The 20,575-nt window shown below is 24.9% G+C and carries 22 protein-coding genes and 1 pseudogene; 10 read left to right on the forward strand and 13 right to left on the reverse strand.

Annotated elements, in window-relative coordinates; all coding sequences use genetic code 11:
• Window positions 1-94: 94 nt before the first annotated feature.
• Window positions 95-1,123, reverse strand: a complete 1,029-nt coding sequence (locus tag Q1K13_RS02500) for a hypothetical protein (RefSeq protein WP_300347517.1) — start codon at window positions 1,121-1,123, stop codon at window positions 95-97.
• 250 nt (window positions 1,124-1,373) lie between these two features.
• Here Q1K13_RS02500 and Q1K13_RS02505 point away from each other — a divergent pair, with 250 nt between their 5' ends.
• The 3 genes from Q1K13_RS02505 to yjeM all read left to right on the forward strand — a co-directional run bounded on the left by Q1K13_RS02505 (window position 1,374) and on the right by yjeM (window position 6,105).
• The gene (locus Q1K13_RS02505; RefSeq protein WP_300347518.1) at window positions 1,374-2,252 is read left to right on the forward strand and encodes a vanadium-dependent haloperoxidase; all 879 of its coding nucleotides are present in this window, start codon (window positions 1,374-1,376) and stop codon (window positions 2,250-2,252) included.
• A 264-nt stretch (window positions 2,253-2,516) separates the two neighbouring features.
• Window positions 2,517-4,172, forward strand: a complete 1,656-nt coding sequence (locus tag Q1K13_RS02510; protein ID WP_300347519.1) for a diguanylate cyclase — start codon at window positions 2,517-2,519, stop codon at window positions 4,170-4,172.
• A gap of 307 nt (window positions 4,173-4,479) precedes the next feature.
• Window positions 4,480-6,105: a glutamate/gamma-aminobutyrate family transporter YjeM gene (gene yjeM, locus Q1K13_RS02515; RefSeq protein WP_300347521.1), complete on the forward strand. Its 1,626-nt coding sequence runs from the start codon at window positions 4,480-4,482 to the stop codon at window positions 6,103-6,105.
• 50 nt (window positions 6,106-6,155) lie between these two features.
• Here yjeM and Q1K13_RS02520 read toward each other — a convergent pair whose 3' ends face one another.
• The 6 genes from Q1K13_RS02520 to Q1K13_RS02545 all read right to left on the reverse strand — a co-directional run bounded on the left by Q1K13_RS02520 (window position 6,156) and on the right by Q1K13_RS02545 (window position 10,238).
• Window positions 6,156-7,136, reverse strand: coding sequence for a hypothetical protein (locus tag Q1K13_RS02520; protein ID WP_300347522.1), 981 nt, complete (start codon window positions 7,134-7,136; stop codon window positions 6,156-6,158).
• Between the two features lie 110 nt (window positions 7,137-7,246).
• Window positions 7,247-7,678, reverse strand: coding sequence for a MarR family winged helix-turn-helix transcriptional regulator (locus Q1K13_RS02525; protein WP_300347524.1), 432 nt, complete (start codon window positions 7,676-7,678; stop codon window positions 7,247-7,249).
• 696 nt (window positions 7,679-8,374) lie between these two features.
• Window positions 8,375-9,154, reverse strand: a complete 780-nt coding sequence (locus tag Q1K13_RS02530; protein ID WP_300347525.1) for a YdcF family protein — start codon at window positions 9,152-9,154, stop codon at window positions 8,375-8,377.
• 123 nt (window positions 9,155-9,277) lie between these two features.
• Entirely contained in the window at window positions 9,278-9,400 is a 123-nt protein-coding gene (locus Q1K13_RS02535) for a hypothetical protein (RefSeq protein ID WP_300347526.1), read from the reverse strand.
• A gap of 35 nt (window positions 9,401-9,435) precedes the next feature.
• The gene (locus tag Q1K13_RS02540) at window positions 9,436-9,735 is read right to left on the reverse strand and encodes a hypothetical protein (RefSeq protein ID WP_300347528.1); all 300 of its coding nucleotides are present in this window, start codon (window positions 9,733-9,735) and stop codon (window positions 9,436-9,438) included.
• A gap of 293 nt (window positions 9,736-10,028) precedes the next feature.
• Window positions 10,029-10,238: a hypothetical protein gene (locus tag Q1K13_RS02545; protein WP_300347529.1), complete on the reverse strand. Its 210-nt coding sequence runs from the start codon at window positions 10,236-10,238 to the stop codon at window positions 10,029-10,031.
• Window positions 10,239-10,667: 429 nt separating this feature from the next.
• On the opposite strand from Q1K13_RS02545, the gene Q1K13_RS02550 reads away from it, so the two are divergent.
• Together Q1K13_RS02550 and Q1K13_RS02555 are read left to right on the forward strand one after the other, a co-directional pair.
• A complete protein-coding gene (locus Q1K13_RS02550) occupies window positions 10,668-11,264 on the forward strand; it encodes a metal-dependent hydrolase (protein ID WP_300347531.1) in 597 nt (198 codons plus the stop codon).
• 139 nt (window positions 11,265-11,403) lie between these two features.
• Window positions 11,404-12,303, forward strand: a complete 900-nt coding sequence (locus tag Q1K13_RS02555) for a collagen-like domain-containing protein (RefSeq protein ID WP_300347532.1) — start codon at window positions 11,404-11,406, stop codon at window positions 12,301-12,303.
• A gap of 85 nt (window positions 12,304-12,388) precedes the next feature.
• Here Q1K13_RS02555 and Q1K13_RS02560 read toward each other — a convergent pair whose 3' ends face one another.
• Window positions 12,389-12,925, reverse strand: coding sequence for a glutathione peroxidase (locus Q1K13_RS02560; protein WP_300347534.1), 537 nt, complete (start codon window positions 12,923-12,925; stop codon window positions 12,389-12,391).
• 342 nt (window positions 12,926-13,267) lie between these two features.
• Window positions 13,268-14,479, reverse strand: a complete 1,212-nt coding sequence (locus Q1K13_RS02565) for a BaiN/RdsA family NAD(P)/FAD-dependent oxidoreductase (RefSeq protein ID WP_300347535.1) — start codon at window positions 14,477-14,479, stop codon at window positions 13,268-13,270.
• A 183-nt stretch (window positions 14,480-14,662) separates the two neighbouring features.
• Between Q1K13_RS02565 and Q1K13_RS02570 the strand changes: the two genes are divergently transcribed.
• Complete coding sequence (locus Q1K13_RS02570) at window positions 14,663-14,890, forward strand: single-stranded DNA-binding protein (protein WP_300347537.1); 228 nt, start codon at window positions 14,663-14,665, stop codon at window positions 14,888-14,890.
• Between the two features lie 245 nt (window positions 14,891-15,135).
• Here Q1K13_RS02570 and Q1K13_RS02575 read toward each other — a convergent pair whose 3' ends face one another.
• The gene (locus tag Q1K13_RS02575) at window positions 15,136-15,864 is read right to left on the reverse strand and encodes a YwaF family protein (RefSeq protein WP_300347538.1); all 729 of its coding nucleotides are present in this window, start codon (window positions 15,862-15,864) and stop codon (window positions 15,136-15,138) included.
• Between the two features lie 227 nt (window positions 15,865-16,091).
• Complete coding sequence (locus Q1K13_RS02580) at window positions 16,092-16,247, reverse strand: zinc-ribbon domain-containing protein (RefSeq protein WP_300347539.1); 156 nt, start codon at window positions 16,245-16,247, stop codon at window positions 16,092-16,094.
• Between the two features lie 599 nt (window positions 16,248-16,846).
• Between Q1K13_RS02580 and Q1K13_RS02585 the strand changes: the two genes are divergently transcribed.
• A complete protein-coding gene (locus tag Q1K13_RS02585; protein WP_300347541.1) occupies window positions 16,847-17,503 on the forward strand; it encodes a pentapeptide repeat-containing protein in 657 nt (218 codons plus the stop codon).
• 267 nt (window positions 17,504-17,770) lie between these two features.
• Here Q1K13_RS02585 and Q1K13_RS02590 read toward each other — a convergent pair whose 3' ends face one another.
• Both Q1K13_RS02590 and Q1K13_RS02595 read right to left on the reverse strand, forming a co-directional pair.
• Window positions 17,771-18,088: a hypothetical protein gene (locus Q1K13_RS02590; protein ID WP_300347542.1), complete on the reverse strand. Its 318-nt coding sequence runs from the start codon at window positions 18,086-18,088 to the stop codon at window positions 17,771-17,773.
• Between the two features lie 123 nt (window positions 18,089-18,211).
• Window positions 18,212-18,880 (reverse strand): hypothetical protein, encoded by a 669-nt coding sequence (locus Q1K13_RS02595; protein ID WP_300347543.1) that lies wholly within the window; start codon window positions 18,878-18,880, stop codon window positions 18,212-18,214.
• Between the two features lie 350 nt (window positions 18,881-19,230).
• Between Q1K13_RS02595 and Q1K13_RS02600 the strand changes: the two are divergent.
• From Q1K13_RS02600 to Q1K13_RS02610, 3 genes and pseudogenes are all read left to right on the forward strand, one after another.
• Window positions 19,231-19,661: pseudogene (locus tag Q1K13_RS02600) on the forward strand (CPBP family intramembrane glutamic endopeptidase).
• Window positions 19,662-19,687: 26 nt separating this feature from the next.
• A complete protein-coding gene (locus Q1K13_RS02605) occupies window positions 19,688-20,035 on the forward strand; it encodes a DUF1622 domain-containing protein (RefSeq protein ID WP_300347544.1) in 348 nt (115 codons plus the stop codon).
• 27 nt (window positions 20,036-20,062) lie between these two features.
• Window positions 20,063-20,401, forward strand: coding sequence for a DUF1622 domain-containing protein (locus Q1K13_RS02610; protein ID WP_300347546.1), 339 nt, complete (start codon window positions 20,063-20,065; stop codon window positions 20,399-20,401).
• Window positions 20,402-20,575 lie beyond the last annotated feature (174 nt).

Here is a 20,575-nt window from a genome sequence, read left to right on the forward strand (position 1 = left end):
AATTAATTTTTTAAATAATACTTTTTTCAAATCTTTCAACTACAATTTTAGTATAATTACCTAATATCTCTTACTTATACCTTTTAAACTCTTATTACTCATTATCTTCACTATTACTAAAACATTCTTTACTTTGAAATATAACACCCTCATAAAAAGTTTTTATCAATTCATTATTAGGATTAGTATTATTACTTAAAAAGTCTATTATACCCTCATCTGGATTTCTCCATTGTTCACTTGTATTAAAAAATATAACATTCTCTAACTCTTTAAATTCATCTATAAGTGGAAGTAAGCACCAAAATCCCTCTCTTATGCAATTAAACATTTTAATATTTGTGATTTCTTTATTTTTGTTAAAATTTAATATAAGTCTTGTTAAATCATCTATTATACATGTTATCTTTGATAAAACTTTCTTTGCAAATTTTATTAAATCTATAAAATTTTTATCAATATATTGATAAGCATCAACACTTAAAATAATAGCTCTATCTATGTCCTCAATCACTTCTAAAACTTCATTTATAAATGATTTTGTTAATTGTCTAGTCATATCAGAAAATAGTTTTACAGCTCTAGCTATGCTTTCATTTAACTTACTTTCAACACCCTCTCTATTCTTACTTCTTCTATAGTTTTCTATTTCTCTATTAGCAAAATTAAAAATTTCACTTCTCCAAAGCTCATAATTAGAATCATTACAATTCATAATCTCGTAAATTTCTATATAATTTGTTATTCCATTATAATTTAAAGCCCCTGAAGACACATAGCAAAACTTATCTGTTAAAACACAATTGGATTCATTTGTAGAATTTAAAATAGTTCCAATATTCCCATCATTAATAAGAGAATTAATTATTTTAACATCATTTACTGCATTTTTCTGATTTCTGTATCTATAGTCAAATGGAAGTATTATTAACTTAGGACAATTAGCATTTTTTAGATCATTCCATAAATCATCACTTAATAAAAAATTTCTAGTTGATAGTATAATGAATTCAGGGTCACACTTTATCACAGACTTCAAAGCATTTTTCAAGTTTTGATTTAAAGTCTTTATACCTAAAGCTGCAACCATACTATTACTTGAATCCTTAACTCTTTTTCGCATAAATATTTATCAAGTAAACTAAAAAACTTGATAAGTACCTCCTTTCGAAATATTCCATATCCCTTCAAATGCCTTTCACATAATTTCTACTGTATAAAATCAATATTAAGTCAAACAAAAATTATTATCCTATACTATTTATATTATCTTTTTTTTGATTATTTGTGATTTATTGTATTTCATTTGTCATGTAGCAAAATATATAAAAAATAATATAATAATTGTGTATAAATATCTTAGGAGAGTTTAAATGATAAATAAATATACATTTAATGGTTTAAATGCTACTTGTAAAAAAGAAGCTGATAAAGTCAGTTATAGATGCTGTAGAAATGAAAGACCTGTAATGAATAATTGGTGGTATATTCCTTATGGAAATTCTGAATTTACAACAATTGGAGAAACCCCTTCTGGAAAAGATTGGCCACTAGTTTATTTTGATAGAAATATTGATGGAACTTTTAAATATAAAAATACTGGAGAAAAAGTAGCTTTTGATATACTGCCACCTGATTTTTTATTTGATTTTGAAGGTGAGGAATTAGATAAAGTAAAAAGAGTTGCTGAAAATTTAACTTCTGAACAAAAAATGCTTGCAGTTTTTTGGGGAAAAGGTGCAGCACACAATCAATTCTTCCCAATTTTTTTTAATCTTATAAATGAATATGGTATAGAAATAATTCCAGCTAGTAGAATGTTCTCTGTATTATCTAATGCTTTAAATGATGCAATGATTATTTGCTGGTATTATAAATATAAATTTCAAATTCCAAGGCCTGTTCAATATGATCCTGATTTCAAAGCCTATATATCAACACCTCATCATCCAACATACCCAGCAGGACATTCAGTATTTGCTGGTTGCTTTGCTAAAATAGCTTCATACTATTTCCCAACTGAAAAAGAAAAGATATATGCATTATCTCAAGAATGTAGCATTTCAAGAATTTATGGCGGTGTTCACTTTATGCCTGATTTAGATAATGGATTTGCTTTAGGATTAGACATAGGAAATAAAATAATTAATATAATAAAAAATGATAGCGATTTAAATTCATGTAACATAAATTGGATTACAAAGGATTTTTTAGATGTAGATATAGATCCAAAACCTAATAAAAATTCTTAATATATATTATTAAATTTTCCATTTAATATATTTTTACTATAGTAGAAAGCGTACTAAACTGTACGCTTTTATTATAGATTCTTTTTATTTTCTACTTCATATAAGAATAAAAACTATTATCCCATATCCCTATAATATTAAACTATTATATTTTTTGGTATATTTCTGTCTAAATATGTCCATTTTTTGAATAATTATGGTATACTTTTAAATTGTATGGCATTAAATTGAAGTTTATTTAAACTTATTAATTTAGGGGGACTTATGAAAACTTTAAAGAAACAATATTTGCTAATAATATTATTTATTTTAGTTTCATTTTCACTAGTGTGCACTAAATATTATGTTAATAAAAAAAATGAAATCGATAAATATTGTAAAAAAGCAGATATTATATTCTCAAATATTAAACTTGAAATACATAATAGGGAGTTTGACTTAGCACAAAAAAAACTTTATTCAATAACTGAAAATGAAAAAATGTTTAAATCACTCCCAAAAAAATACAAATTTGATATTTATAATTATTTAGGTGTTTTAAATCTTGAACAAGAAAAATTTCTTAATGCTGTAATAAATTATAAAGAAGCTTACAAATATGCAAATAATGATTCAAAACTAGTTATTAAACTAAATATGTCGTTAGCTTATAGATATATGGGAGCTTATGTAACAAGTGCAAATATACTTTACAATACACTTAATTCAAATACATACTTTACAAAAAATAATTCTTATTTAAAAGAATATGCTCTCTTAAACTTAGCTGAAATCTATTGGTCAGTTAATGATAATGCAGATTTTACTAATACCTTAGAAAAATCTAGTAAATATCTAAATGCGCTTCCTAAAAATGATTCAGATGATTTAAATATTATGTATTTATCCTATATGATATTAAAAGCAATAAATGATAAAAAACTTGATTTAGTTCCTAAATACATATCACAAATTAAAAAGCTAGAATTAACTAATGATGATATTAAATATTCAGAATTAGAAATGATAAAAACTCGTTCCTATGCTCTTTACTATAAAAGTATAGGTGACTATAAAACTTCTATAGAATATTTTAATAAATTAGAAACACTTGCTGATAATGAGGGAGCAACTTGTGTTTCTTTATTTTCAATTAATCAAAGAGTTTCTATATATAAGTCTTTAAAAAATATTGAAGATGCAAATATATTAATAAATAAATATTATGAAAAGGAAACTAAAATTAAAACTATAAATGAAAAACAATTTAAAAGTTATATAGATAACAAAATAATAAAAACTAATGATATTTCTTATTTTAAAGAAATCCTAGGTGTTCTATTTTTGGTTTTATTAATATTATTAATAGCGGTTATCTTTTTTATAAAAAAAGCTAGAAAATCAAAATTAGATTCTATGCAAGATGGACTTTGTAATATTTATAATAGGCGTTTTTTAGATAATTATATAAAAAATATAAAAGCCAAAGATTTACCAATATCATTTTTAATGGTAGATGTAGATTATTTTAAACTTTATAATGATAATTACGGCCATCAAGAAGGTGATTTAGTTTTAAAACGTATTGCTTCAATATTAAAACAGAACTGTCGTAAAGAAGATATAGTTGCTCGTTATGGTGGTGAAGAATTTTGTGTATTATTAAAAGGCGCTAATAAACTTACTGCCATGAACTTTGCAAAAAGAGCAAAAGAAAATTTAGATACCCTTAATATAAAACATCGCTATTCTAAGGTTTCAGACCATTTAACTTTTAGTATTGGTGTATTTACCCTATATAATATTAAGAACTTAAAATCTGCAATTAAATATTCTGATAGAGCATTATATATATCAAAAAGAAAAGGTAGAAATAAAGCAACTCATTTAGAAGATTTTGTGGATAGTGATGTTTTTAATAACCCAATAGAATATGATTAATTTTAATCATATTCTATTTTATACATAATTATATTACTTTACCTTTTTCCTTCTTATATTTTATTAATTTCCTTTGAATAATTTAAGTTAAATTTATTTAATGTTAATATTATTTTTATGATTTTGTCACAAATTTATGCATTTTTTTATTTTTTAAATAATTGATACATTAATTTGTAACCATTTTCATTGATAAATACTTAACAACAAGTGAATTTATTAACAGAATGTACTTTACTTCAAAACTTTTATTTGTATAATTAATAAAAATAGGGTTTTATAGTAAAAATTTATAAGAGGTGATTTTATGAAATCAAAAGAAAAAAACAAATTAACCCTTACAGCTTTAATACTTATGATTTTCACATCAGTTTATGGCTTTACTAATATGCCAAGAACTTTCTACTTAATGGGTTATAATGGTATTATATGGTACATAATTTCAGCTATACTATTTTTTATTCCTTACGCATTTATGATGGCTGAGTATGGTGCTGCTTTTAGAAAAGAAAAAGGTGGTATATATTCTTGGATGGCAAAATCCGTTAATCCAAAGTTTGCATTCATAGTAACTTTCATGTGGTTTTCATCAAACTTAATATGGATGGTTTCAGTATCTTCTTCAATATGGATTCCATTATCAAATGTATTTACTGGAAAAGATACCACATCTAGTTGGAAGTTATTTGGTCTTTCAGGCCCTCAAACCTTAGCTTTATTAGGAATATTATTGCTTGTTATAATAACATATGTTTCATCTAAAGGTTTAAATAATATTTCAAAAATCACTTCTATAGGTGGTACAGTAGTGGCTTTAGCAAACGTTATATTAATATTAGGTGGCCTTATAGTTTTAGCAAGTAATGGTTTTCACACAGCTCAAGGATTTAATATCCATCAATTTTTACATTCTCCTAACCCATCATATCAATCACCTTTAGGTGTTTTAGGTTTTGTTGTTTTTGCAATCTTTGCTTATGGTGGTTTAGAAGCTATAGGTGGATTAGTTGACCAAACTGAAAATCCAAAGAAAACATTTCCAAAAGGAATAAAAATTTCTGCATTTGTAATAGTTATAGGATATGCTATTGGTATATTATCAATAGGTTTCTTTGTTAACTGGAATAGAGATTTAATGAGTCCTGATGTAAATATGGCTAATATAGCTTACATAGTTATAAATTATTTAGGATTCTATATTGGACAAGCATTTGGATTAAGTCATTCAGCCTGTGTAATACTTGGAAACTTCCTATCAAGATTCATAGGACTATCAATGTTTTTAGCTCTTATAGGTGCTTATTTTACATTATCATATTCACCAATAAAACAATTAATAGAAGGTACTCCAAATGATATTTGGCCTAATAAATGGACAAGATTAAACAAAGAAAATATGCCAGTAACAGCTATGTGGATACAAGCTATAATCGTTATATTATTTATATTAGCGTGTTCCTTAGGTGGAGATGATTCATCTAAATTTTTTGATCACCTAATACTTATGGGTAATGTTGCAACAACAATTCCATATATGTTTTTATCATTTGCATTTCCATTTTTTAAAAAGAAAAAAGAGATTGAAAAACCATTTGAAGTTTTTAAAACTTATAATGGCTCTTTAATAGCATCTATAGTAGTAACCTCAACAGTTGGATTTGCAAACATATTTACTATTATAAAACCTCTAACAGGAGACCAAAAAGACTATGTTTCTGTAATATTCCAAATATCTGGTCCCTTAATATTTGTATTCTTAGCATGGCTAATTTACAAAAGATATGAAAGAAAAGTATTAAATAACAAAGTAAACAATACTCTAGATAGAATAGAGAAAGTTGTATTATCTGAAGAAGAAATTACTATGGATAAAATAGGAATGGTTGAAGAAGAAGTGACTATTACTTCAAATTTTGAAAAAGATAATAAGTAAAAGAATATAAAAATAAAGGTTAGTAATTATAATTTTACTAACCTTTATTTTTATACTCTTAAAGATGTCTTATGGCATCCCTCTTCATTACAAATTTTAATGCTCTTTTCAGTAAATAAAAACGTAGCTATTAAAATAAAAATTGCACATCCTATAGCAACCTGTAATGGATAAAATAAAATTTGATTATTTTTCAAGAGCATAGGTAGTATTGAAATTGCTGCAACTGGCGGAAAGTACATATTGAATTTTTCAAAGCATATAAATATACTAACCACTGTTCCTAATGTAGAAATCCATAATGGAAGTCCCAACATCTCATTTAATCCTAACCTAAATCCAGTACCTATTAAAGAAGCAATTATAAAAAGCAATAATAATTTTTTTGATTTTTTTCTAAACTTACATTTTTCATTAGTAAGCTCAATAAATGCCACAATTAAAGGTGGGGCTATTAATAAAGTTTCTTTTAATTTAACTGATAAAAAAGTTAGAGAGCCTACTATAATAAAAATCTTACCCATTTTAATAAGTTCTTTTTTTCTATATTGAGTATCTTTTTCCATTAATTTAAATTCTTCTTTAGCTTCTTCTTTAATATCTTTTATTTTATCCTTATTGATGAAATATTGAACTGAAACAATCATTAAAGTTAATACAAATACAGATATTGGGTAAACAATAGTTTCTGTTCTAAGTAAAATAGGTAATATACAAGCTGAAACGATTGGGACTAAGGTTGTTTTTGTAAGTTTTAAAGTACACCCTGCAAAGATTAAACCAATTAAAACTTGAAATGTTAATTGAAAATGAACATATCTAACAATAACAACCCCAACTATAGAGCATAAAGTCATAAGAGTAACTAACTCTATCTTACTTACTTTCCATGGTTGCTTTTCAACTATCCAAGCCCCTACTACCAAAGCACCAACCTCTGGAAATATAACTTCCATTTCACCTGTATACTCTGCAAAAGCTACCATTAACATTAACAATATTAATGATATTAGATGTCTTTTGTATTTCATTTTAATCATCCTTTGTAATATAATAAATTTCAAATATATTTTACCATATTAAAAAAGTAAAAATAAAAAATCTCATTTTTATTTTTTAAAACTTTACTATCCCGTATTTTCTATTTAAGAACTTCTAATAAATCATCTAAATTTTTTCTTAACTTTATAACGTCCTCTTTTTCTAGTCCAAGAGAACAAAATGCTTTTTTAGGAACATCTACAATTTTTTCTTTTAATTCTTTTCCTTCTTCAGTTAATTCAACTATTACTACTCTATCATCATCTGCTGATCTATATTTCATAACTAAATTCATTTTTTCTAATTTTTTTATAAGAGGGGTTAGTGTACCAGAATCAAGATGTAATTTTTGTCCTATTCCTTTAACAGTAACTTTTTCCTCTTCCCATAATACTAACATAGTTAAATACTGAGTATATGTTAAGTTATATTCATCTAATATAGGTTTATACTTCTTTATAACCTCTCTTGATGAAGCATATAATCTAAAACAAAGTTGATTTTCTAGTTTTAAGCTATCATATTTATCCATAATTTCTCCTTCAATTTAATGTATATATAAATTTAATTTTACTCAACTAATATATACTAAAGATATTACTTTTTTTATATATTGTCAACCTTAGTTTTTAATCATATTTTAAAAGTACATTTTCAATAATAAATTCGTCTTTAGTTTATTCTATAACTATATGCATCTATATTTGTGCAATTCCTCACCTTATTGCTTTATTTAAAGTAAAAAAAATAACTAGCTTCCTAAAAAATAATAATCCTATTATAAAATCTATGCAAACAATTTAGGAGGATTGTACTATGCCGATTCTTGTTAATTTAGATATTATGATGGCTAAAAGAAAAATAAATTCTAATACCAACTTAAAATTTATGGTTATTTAATTTCTATTTATAAGCTTTATTGAGTTTTAAATAAAATCTATTTTATTACTATTCCTAAAAATCTAATTAAATCTAAATCTTGATATGATGAAAATATTCCACCCTCTAAATCTTCCATATTTAAATCTATATATTAGTTATATCGCATTCTCTAAAATCAATTCCTTTTAAATCTGTTCCTCTAAATACACTCTATTCAAAATTAACCTTATTAAAACTTATGTTTTGTATTCTACTTTCTTGGAATATAGTTCCTCTTAAATCACACTCTAAAAACTCACAATCCTTTATTCTTGAAATTTTAATCTATTAAATAAAAAGTTCTCATTTATCTTGTTTTTTTACCTAGTATATTACTTAATTTAAAGTAACTCTCTTCTATTTCATTTGGAATTTCTATATGTTCTATGAAATTATATCCTCTTGGGCCATATCCATTTTCATCATCTCTTAATCTAGGTATTTCTCCAATTATTAAATCCTCATATCTATCCATAGTCCATATTCCATTAATACCTTTGTTTTCAAACTCTCCCTCTATATTTACCTTTGGAATAAATGGAGAATAATTTATAATTGTAATGTTTTCTTTTTCTTTAGTATATTTTAAAAAGGCTGCATAAGTCCTAAGTTGCATAGTTGGATCTTGAATAAGCATAATTGAATTGTATTTTAACTTTAAATCATCTAAAAGTTCCACTGCCTTTCTAGCATTATCTCCGCAATTAGTTGATTTATTTTCTATAATAATATCATCTTCATTAAGATTAAAATATTTTTTAATTATTTCAGCTATTATATCGGCTTCCGCTTTATTATCAAACTTTATATCCTTATATCTTTCATCATTTCTAACTGTTTCTCTTAAAAATTCTGTTGAATGCCCTATACCACCACATATTAGTAATTTATTGCAAAGCCCCTTTTTATAAGCCTCTATAGCAACCTCTATATTATAAGTTATTGCACTTCCTAACAATACTAATACATCTACCTTTTTTATACCAAAACATTTTTCTAGTTCTTCTTCACTTAAATTATTTAAATCTCTTGCTCCTAAAAAATAACCTATTTTATTTAAAGCTTCTACTCTTTCCTTATTCACCATACTCTTCCTCTTTTTTATAATTTATAAACTTAAGTTCATCAAAATTAATTTCATGGTTCCTAATATACTCTTCTACTAATTCATAATTATTAGTAAAATCAAACAAATATCCAATTATGTTACCTAAACATAAACCACTCCATATCTTTTTTCGCTTTCTCCATAATCATCTATCACACACACTAATATATACCTATAATTTTTTAATTTTCTTACATACATTTGTTTTATAAGTTCTAGTATCATAAAAAATTAATCACCTATTTTTTATTATATAAGTCTTAATATAATTTACAATATAATAAGAATTCTTGCCAAGTGGTAGCCCTTATTGCTCCTGCCTTCTCAAAGATTTCATCATGTAAGGAATCATCTGTCCCCTCATTTTCTGAAACAGTGTGTGCAAAAACTGCTTTAACTCCTATTTTAGAACCACCACTCTTAATTGCTACTACTGGTTTCTTAGGTACAACATCCCTGCAAGCTTCAATAAATGCCTCTCTACAATCTAATCCTTCAATATATACAGAAATACATTTTGTATTTTCAACTACATAATCACGAACTTTATCAATCTTCATATTAAACTTACTCCTTATTCTCTTTTATTGTTCTATTTTGAAGGAAGTCATCTGTGAAAACACATTCTTCCCAATATCCATTTTCTTCATCTAGTCTATAAACCCAACGTCTAAACTGCTTACCAATATTAGCTTCTTTAATTTCTTCTATTTCTCCATAATTATTTAAAACTTTTCTTATTTTATCTATATCTGTTATCTCATTATAAGCAGTAATACAAATATACTAGAAAGAATCACTAAACTCAAAAATATTATTAAGCTTCTGATATTTTTGAAAGTTCCTCTACCATTTATGCTTTTCTATAACAAGGTATTATTTGGAATAGTCTTATAATAAACATCTTCATAGTTAATCCAAGCTTTTTATAATTTAAATAAAGTATAGGAACTATTATCCTTTTATCATTTACTATTTCTTCAAAATCCACCTTCATTGTTTTTGAATCTAACCCAGATATATTTGATAAAACATCATAATCAATAATACCTAAAATGAACAAATAAATTCATTATATTATTTGTAAAAATTATATAACTTGACCACTTTCGCATAAAATTTGACCAGTTTTACAAACTCTATTCATTATCAATATAAAAGTTGATATAATACATATGTAATATGTTTTGTACAAAATTGTAAAATAAATAGCCTTAATACATCATTTTAAAATATATTACTTTAATTTGGTAATAAACCTTACATAAAATTACCACCATAACTATCAAACCTAGGAATAGAACCGTCCATTCTTTCCTAGGTATTTTTATTTTACACACAATTAGAATCTAAACCTTAGATTAAATCTATAATCTGAAATATAAACTCATATAATTTACTTAATCACAGTATTTAAAATCTTTATATTACTTTGATAATATGATAATATTTTTACTATAAAACAAATGACAATTTTTCAAAAGGAGATTATATGACAAAAGAAACACACTCAACAGGTGGAGTATGCATAGCTTTAATAATGCTTAATTACTTCATCACAGAATATTTAATACCTTATAACTTAGCTTATAAAGTATTTCTTATAGCTTTATTTTTTCATTTTTCTTACATAGGTTCACTTTTCCCAGATATAGATCAAAGAAAATCTTCCATAAGTCAAATGTATCCTTTTTTATCAAAACATTTTGGAAGTAAATGTAGACATAGAGGATTTACTCATAGCTTTTTATTTTTAGCTTTAGTTTATGCTATTTTCTATACAATACTTTATATAAGTAACTTTAATATAATATTACTTTCCATATTTTTCGGATTTCTTTGTGGATATTTATCTCATTTAGTTTTAGATATTATAACATCAGAAGGAATTGAATTACTTTTTCCTTGGAAAGCTAACATAAAAATAGCTAAAATTAAAACTGGTTCAAAACTAGAAAAATTAGTTAATAAACTTATAAAATTTATTAACTTACTCTTACTTGTATATAATATTTATTTAATATCTTACTCAGTTTTTGGAATAAAATTTTTCAAAGATTTTGTTCAAAGTATAATACCTTTGATATAATTAAAGGCCGTTTATTTATATGTTATAAATAAATGGCCTATTATATTAACTGCAATTTTATATTTTTAGCACAACATAATAATATAATCATAAACTAATATTGAGAATTTATTTCTTAATCTTTAAGAAGGAGTTTCATATGGTAAGAAGAGATTATAATCCAAATCAATATTATGATTATTACAATGATGATCAATATGATTGTTACTATAGGTGCTATAATAATTGTTGCAGACCAAATTGTTGTAGATGCTGCTGTAAACCTGGTCTTCCTGGGCCTCAAGGTCCAGAGGGACCTGTTGGACCTCAAGGGCCTGTAGGACCAATTGGGCCTCAAGGGCCAAAAGGAGACACCGGATCTCAAGGCCCTATAGGGCCAGTTGGGCCTCAAGGGCCAAAAGGAGATACTGGTTCTCAAGGTCCTATAGGGCCTCAAGGCGAAACTGGCCCTCAAGGACCTATTGGCCCTCAAGGACCTCAAGGATCCATTGGACCTCAAGGACCTACTGGTCCCCAAGGTCCTCAAGGTGAACAAGGTATTCCTGGAAATAATTTTAATGATACCCTATTAGTAAGCTTATCTACGCAAAATAGTTTACTTGTTAATTCTAATGAAAATTTCACTTATAATACTCAAAATAATAACGGATCAACTTTTACCACTATAATTGCTAATATTACTAATGGTACTTTCACAATTAATGCTGCAGGTAGATATTTATTCATTTGGTCATTTAATTTAGAAAATACTAATGCTAACATTGCAAATACAATTGTTTCATTATTTAAGAATGGTTCTAGAGTATTCTTATCTGGAGTACCTAAAGTTTCACCATCTTCTATAGGTGTTGTAAATGGTAGTATAGCTATTGATGCTAATATTGGAGATGTATTCACTTTGGTTAATGAATCCACTGTTAACTTAATTCCAAACCCAATTCCTACTTCAATAACTGTTACTCCTGCTATTTTAGGAGAAACAACCCAATTGAATTCTGGTATAGGCTGCTTTGTACAAATTGTTAGAATTTCTGATTAACTAATAAATTAACTTAATTTAAATATAAATTTATCATAAAATAAGACCATACTATAATAAGTATGGTCTTATTTTATGATAATTCTTATTCTGCTAATAACTCTTCTATTAATTCACCTAATTTTTCTGGTTCAAATGTAGGTGCAAATCTTGCTATAACATCACCATTTTTATCTACTAAGAATTTAGTGAAATTCCACTTAATCTCTGATCCATCTGCTGTAAATCCTAATCCTTTTAATTTTTCATAAAGTCCTAATGATGCCTCATCTTCTTTTGCCATTGGAGCTTCTTTCTTTAAGAATTTATATAATTCATGGGCATTTTCTCCATTTACATCAATCTTAGCAAATGTTTTAAACTCTGTTCCAAAATTCAACTTACAGAAACTTACTATTTCTTCATTTGTGCCTGGAGCTTGCTCAAAAAATTGGTTACAAGGGAAATCTAATATTTCAAAACCTTTATCTCTATATTTAGCATATAATTTTTCTAATCCTTCATATTGAGGAGTAAATCCACAACCTGTTGCTGTATTAACAATTAAAAGAACCTTTCCTTTGTAATCTCCTAAAGAAACTTCATTTCCTTCTATGTCTTTAACTTTAAAATCATATAACATATAACTCTCTCCTTACTTCAATTTATTCTGTATTTAATTTATCCTATTTAAAAAATTTTAACCTGAGTATAATAAATTTTATTTTATAATTTTTTGTTTTTCTAAATTTTAAAATAACTTTCCATCTCATTATGGAAAACTAATTTTAATTCATAAAAGACTATTTTGTAGATTACTAAGTGCGAAAATTTCACACTATGAATTTAATAATTTTGAATTTTTAAAAATTATATTTTATAAAACAAATTATAACTCTCTAAAAAACCAAAGTCAATAATAAAAGCAAAAAGATACTAACAAATAATTTTTATTCATTAGCATCTCTTTGTAAATGTATATTTTTTAAAAATCACTTCCAGCTAGATATCCTGTTGAAAAAGCCATTTGAAGATTATATCCTCCAGTTTCAGCATCTATATCTATAACTTCTCCTGCAAAATAAAGATTTTTTATAAGCTTTGATTCCATTGTTGATGCATTTATTTCTTTAACCTTTATCCCACCTGAAGTTACTTGGGCTGCCTTTATTGTAAGCGTCTCTCTAACAGTAAGCTTCATTTCTTTAATATAACTTATTATTTTATTTTCATCCTCTTTTTTTAAATCACTAGCCTTAACCTCTGTTAAATCTAACATTTCAAATATTTGCTTTAAGAAATTTTGAGGAAGTATTCCTTTTAAATTGTTTAAAACAGTTCTATTTTTATTACCTCTTATTATTTGAGATAACTCCTCTTTTGTTTTATCATTTAAGAAATCTAAAGTTAACTCAACTTCTCCATTTCCTAAGGCCTTTGTTATATAAGAAGAAAGCTTTAAAATAGCTGGACCTGACACTCCAAAATGAGTAAATATCATATCCCCTGTCTTTTCATATTTTTTCTTTTTAATCTTAGCTGATACAACCACATCTTTCATTGCTACTCCTTGAAGATTTTTAACAAAGTCTTCTTTTGTAACAAGAGGTATTAAGGCTGCATGAATAGGAGTTATTGTATGTCCATACTTTTCTAATATTCCATACATCTCTCCATCTGATCCTGTATTAGGAAAGCTCTTTCCACCAGTGGTTATTATGACTTTATCACCTAATATTTTCTTTCCACTTTCAGTAACTACTCCTTTTATTTCTCCATCTTCTATTATGAAATCAGAAACCTTGGTATTATACATTTCTTTTACTTTACATTCTTCTAACTCTCTTTTTAATATTCCAATTACCTCTTCTGCTGTATCACTCTTAGTATAAACCTTTTGATCTAATTCAACTTTATATTCTAATCCTTTTTTACTTAGGAAATCTAGTAGTTGATAATTTGAAAATGTATATAATGCACTATACATAAATTTATTATTTGTAACTATCTTTTCAAAAAATTCTTCTATATCTCTATTATTTGTTATATTACATCTTCCCCCACCAGTAAGTCTTAACTTCTTACCAATCTCATTATTTCTCTCTATTAATATAACTTCATTATTAACTGATGAAGTTATTGATGCCATTATACCAGCTGGTCCTCCACCAACTACTATTACTTTTTTCTTATTCATTTGTTTCCTCCAAATTTACCTTAATTATAATTAACTTTATTTTAAATAAATATTTACTTAAAATATATCATTATTTTCAAACTTCATAAACCTAATAATTAATTTATATATTATTCTTATTCCTCATTTTAAAACATATATTATAGTTAGTAGTATTTGCAAATTTTAAAAGGAGGTTTTCTTATGAATGCATTATTACCTCAAGCAGTACACCTTTTAAGTTATGTTAATTCTGGTGAAAGCTTTATAATACAGGACCTATTCCCTGGTGTCATTTGGAAAAAGCTATCCCAAACTGAAAAGAGAACCTTAGAATCAGCTTTTTCAAAGCATATAAGTAAAAATATTGATTTAGGAATTAAAACATTAGATGAAATTCAATATGGTCAGCAAGTTTATGTACGTATTTAGAATAAAAAATCTAAATTTTAAAAATATCTAAATAAATTATTATTTTTAAAACTTTATTATAAATATGATAAATATTTTAAAAGCTCTAAAAAAACAGACAAGTTTTAATTCTTGTCTGTTTTAAATTCAATAGTAAATCATTATAAATTTCTATATATATTTAATTTAAAAACTATTTTTTAAGTCAATATTATTCTTGTAGTAAAAAATCATTATATTTTTTAACCTAATAAAAAGATAACTCTCTAAGCTTCAAGCTCTCTATCTAATTTATAATTAAAAATATTCCCCCTATTATTTAACAAATATTCTATTGTAAGCACCAAATTGAAAATAATTATAACAATAAAACCATAAATTATGTTGTCCGATCCTTTAAATAAACCTATAGGAGAAGAGGCCATATATCCATAGTTTCCATGTACTAATTTATCTACAAAGTACATTAAAATATGATAAGTTGTTGTAAATACAATCATATTCTTGTAATCAATTTTACTCATACCTATTTTTTTAACAACTAGAACATAAAAGGCTCCCCATAACAAAGCAACATGTCCTATAAAATATGAAAATTGAGTTATATGAGGAAAAGCAAATGAATCCATATTAATAAATATAAGGGCTGCAATTGATCCAAATATTCCCCAATAAGCCCCAATTTTTATTAAGAAATCTTTTTTAAATAACAATCCTAAAGCTAATGTTAGTATGGCTATTCTACAATGGTATAATGGTAGGCCATCAGATAGAACCTTATAATTCATAATAAAATACCAAGCATATAAGCTAATCTGTTGAAATAACAATACTAATCCTATTGCTATTTCTAATAAGCGACTTTCTTTCTTTTTATTAAATATAAAAATACATCCAATTAAAGCTATTCCTAATAAAATTAAATGTATTTCACCAAAAGGTTTAAATCTGTTAATTCCTTCTGTTTTTCTAAAAAAATATAGTATTTCTGCCATAACCTCTCCTTAAATAGTCCTCCGTTATTATTATATAGACTCTTTTAACTCATTTTATCATAACATTTTTAAAATTTATTAACAATTATTTTAAAAAATTCTTACTTATAACTTTATTTATATATTAATAAAACTTTGATAATAGCTATTTTTTCAACTGAAATACTTTGTTTTAAAAAATAAAAAAGAGCTATAGTAAACTATAGCTCTTAAAATTCTAAATTGAATTATCTAGCGTTATTTTGTTGTTTTCTAGCTCTTCTGCAAGCTAAACATCTTTTTGGCTCGTTATCGAATCCTTTTTCTTTGTAGAACTCTTGCTCTCCAACTGTAAATACGAATTCTGCTCCACAATCTACACATGTTAATGTCTTATCTGTCATAATTAATTCCTCCTAAATTAAAAGATTCTAATTTGACAATAATCTCTAATTTGAAGAAACTATTTACTAAATTAAAACTTTTCATTATAAATTTTCAGTAGCTTGTTGCTACTTTTTTAGTATATCATTTTTTTAATAAACTATCAAGTATTTTCTTTTATTTTTTTAATTTTATTATATAAAGTTTTTTATTGACAATGTATTTAATTAATGATACTATAAATGAGCAGTTGGTACTAATACAGTGCTAATTTTTGTAGAGCTTGGTTTGTCCTTCGCCGGATGCCAAGCTCTACTTTTTTTATTTTAATCTTTTAAAAGTTAATAAAGACTAAATATTAATTTATTCTTTATTTCTTATTTTCAAATCATTAAACAACATAATATTCCATATCAAAAATATTATAAGTACTATTATTGATATTATAAAAATAATAACTATTTATAATAATATGTGATAAAATGTAATAACGTAAACATAGAAGTAAAACTTTATTAATATTTAAAGCATATTAATAATTTCTATAAAAGGACTATTCTAATAGGAAAGGTGGTGTATATGATAGTGGGAATATAATAAAAAACCATTATCAATACTTATGGCTACAAATAAAAAAAACACTCCAATTTTTAAATACAATAAGGCTGAAAAGAGAAATAAAAACTTCATGTATATGGATTTTAGAAGAGCTAATTGCTATAACTGTGATTTCTCAAATTCAAACTTTAATTATGCAAGTTTCAGAGGAGCTCACTTTAAATCATGTGATTTCTTTGAAGGTAAATTTGAAGGAACTGAATTCATAGGAAGTAACTTAAAGAAAAGTAAATTTAAAAAAGCTAAATTCAAAGATGTAATATTTGAAGGAGTAAATTTAGATGGAGTTGACTTTACAGGCGCTACTTTTGAAAATGTTATATTAGTAGATACTGATATAGAAAAAACAGTAGGAATGATGTTTGACTTAGATGAGGTGCATACATTTGATAAAATGCCAGAGCTTGAAATAAGTGAAAATCTAAAAGAAGCTGTTTTAATTGCAATGGAAAATCAATTCATAAAAAAATCAAGAGTTTTAGATACTAAAGAAGGAACAATAAATCCAATAAGTTTAATGAGACTTTCAACTTGGTTTAAAGAAGATCTTCTTATTAAAGGACTTAAATTATGTAAGGAAAAAATAGATAGAGATTTCTGTACTTTAAGTTATATAGAAAAAGCCATTGAAAAATATATAAAAGAGGGCTTAATATAAAAAATTCTTAGTCTCATCTTAAGATGTACTTTTAAAATAAATGTTATTTAAAATCGGCACAATAATAGCAATAGCTTTAGTTGCTATTTGGTACATTTTAAACAAGTGTTATTTAAAATCTAATTTATTAATAATATTATTTAAAAATAAAGTCCTGTTTTAGGTAAGTGTTGATTTTAGCTCGTCCTTTAAGATTTATTTAATAAACAATCTAAAGTTCTACCTAAAATCAACACTAGTTTAAAACAGAACTAAAAATATACTTATTTATTCTTCTATAACTTGGTATTTTTTATAAAATTGTTTTCTAGAAAGTAGTTTCTGATTAGTAGCATCTATAAAATCTCCAATATCTCCAACAGGATACATTGCATAACCACAAAATCCTCCCCCAACAGTTCCAATGGCTCCTACTTTTAAATTTTCCTTAGTAGATGGATTTAAAGCACAAATTAAAATACGAAGTCTGTTATCTAACCAATAAAGATAATTTTCAGCAAAAGCTTTTTTTACCCAATCAGGTTGAACATTTGTTTTACTAATTTCCCAAACATCAACTGGCTTTCCATTTAATAAAACCTTCATAAAAATCACCAATCCTTATTTTAAAATTTATTTAATTTTATTTTGAATTAAAAATCATAAAAATACAATACTTATAAAAATATAAAATTAATGATAAAATATTATTTTCAAACACTTTTATACTTATTCTTTTCTCCTCTTTTTTGGAAATATTATTGGTTCCATAAAAATATATATTATTATTATTGTTATTAAATCACCTACTATTAAATGTCCTGTCACTTTAAGATTTCCCTTTGTAATGACTAAACTTATTATTGCACTTATTATTAATAATTGTAATAATACCTTATTTATAGTTATTTTGCCATAATTCAATGCATTGGTATTTTTAGGGAAGAAAGTAAAGTTAGAGAATATTTTTCTTGTAATATCCTCTGGTAATTTATTAATTTTATTTTTAAATATACTAGAACAATCTACTTTTGTATTTAATATTTGTTTTTCAACTTCTAAAGCATTTAATTCTTTTAAATATACAAAATGTTTGCGTGTAAACATTTTAAATAGACTAATGAAAAAACTAAAAATATTATCTTTAGTTCCATTTTTGTTTCCAGTTACAATATATTTTGTTTTTTCTGCCTCTATATCTATATTTATGGTTTCACTAGTTGAAAATGAAATTCCTGTTTTAATAGTATGTTTACCAGGAGTTAATTGGACCAAATAAGCTTCTCCCATTGGTAATCTAGTTAAAAGCTTGTTATCAATGTAAATTTCAAAACTTCTTTGAGTTGCCATTACTCCAAATTCTCTAAAAATAATTATGTAACCCTTAGTTTTATTCATATAATCATCTCCACTTTTAAATCTTTTTAATTGGCATAAATTAAACTTTCCACTAATTGAATCTTACTTTTTATTAATTAAAGCAATTTATATATTGAATCTCTCACATATTGGTAAAGTATATTCCTCTTTTTTTATTTTTTCAAATCACAAAAAAAATAAATATTAATAAAATTAAAGGTAATAATTATAAATATGTTAATATTTAAAACTACTAATATAGAATTTTATAACATTTATACATACAATTGTAAAAAATATTTTTTAATAAAATTAACATTTTAAAGTTTTGATAGTAAATTTTTAAAAGTATATTAAGTATAATTATAGCTGAAACTTTTGGTGGCTTTTTGAACAATTATTCAAGTGTTACAAATAAACTAAATCCATCTATTACTATATTAGGATTTTTAATTAACATAATAATTGTTCCTATTTTTGAAGAAATATTTTTTAGAGGAATAGTATTTGGATATCTAAAAAAGAATTATAATATTAAATTAAGTATTTTGTACAAGCTTTGGTATTTTCTCTTATGCACCTTAATTTAACTCAAGGTATATATACATTTATTTCTGGAATAATACTAGCATTAATATATATTAAAAGTAAAACAATTTTAGCATCAATTATTGTTCATATGGAATGTAATTTATTTGGTATCTTAATATGGAAAGCCTTGTTTAATTGGTGTAAAGAAGCAAGTATATTATATTTGCTTTTAGGTCTTCTATCATTGGTTATGGGTATTTTAAGATTAAAAAATTCATTTAAAAAATAGATTAAATTTTTAGGAGGGGATATTTTTTGTTTAAGCATATTTTAGAGGGAGCTATTTGGTTTATAGACTTTGTATCAATATTAGTCCTATTATGGGGTGTTTTTTTAACCCTTAAAGATTTCATAAAAGCTGAAATAAAAGCTAAGAATAGGCTTGAAGCTATTGAAAAAATAACAGTGGTAAAAAATTGCTTAGGAACTTATATACTTTTAAGTTTAGAAATTTTAATATGTGCAGATATTATAGAATCAATTCTAAACCCAACATTCCAAGATATAATAATTTTAGCATCTATTGTTGTAATCAGAACTGTAATATCATATTTCCTAAATAAAGAAATTGAATCTATTAATGAACATAAACAAGATAACTAAAACTAAAACTTAAGAGGACGTGATAACTTGATAGGTAAGATTTTGCAATTTTTAATAGTTATTTTACAATTTATATCTGTGGCTATAATCTTGTATGGGATTGTACTTACAATAATAAAATTTCTTAAAGTTGAATTTTCAAAAGAAAATAAAATTACAACAGTAAAAAAGTTAAATATGGCAAAAAACTTCTTAGGAAGTTATATTCTTTTAGGATTAGAGGTTTTAGTTTGTTCTGGTATAATTCTTTCAATATTGAGACCAACACTATATGATATACTTTTACTAGGGTCTACAGTTTTATTACGAACAATAATTTCTTTTTTCTTAAAAAAAGAGTTAAAATTCTCAAAGAGAGAACCCTAAAAGATTCTCTCTTTTTCTATATTCTTATAACATTTTAAAAGATATTCTAATATCTATATAAGTAGATAGTATTTTTGAGGTTTTATTAAAATGGATTTAAATTTTATTTTTCTACTTTTTATAAATTATTGTAAAAACTTATTATCTCCTTATGTCAGCAAAATATTAATTTCT

The organism is Clostridium sp., assembly GCF_029267215.1.
In the GTDB taxonomy this organism is placed as follows: domain Bacteria; phylum Bacillota; class Clostridia; order Clostridiales; family Clostridiaceae; genus Sarcina.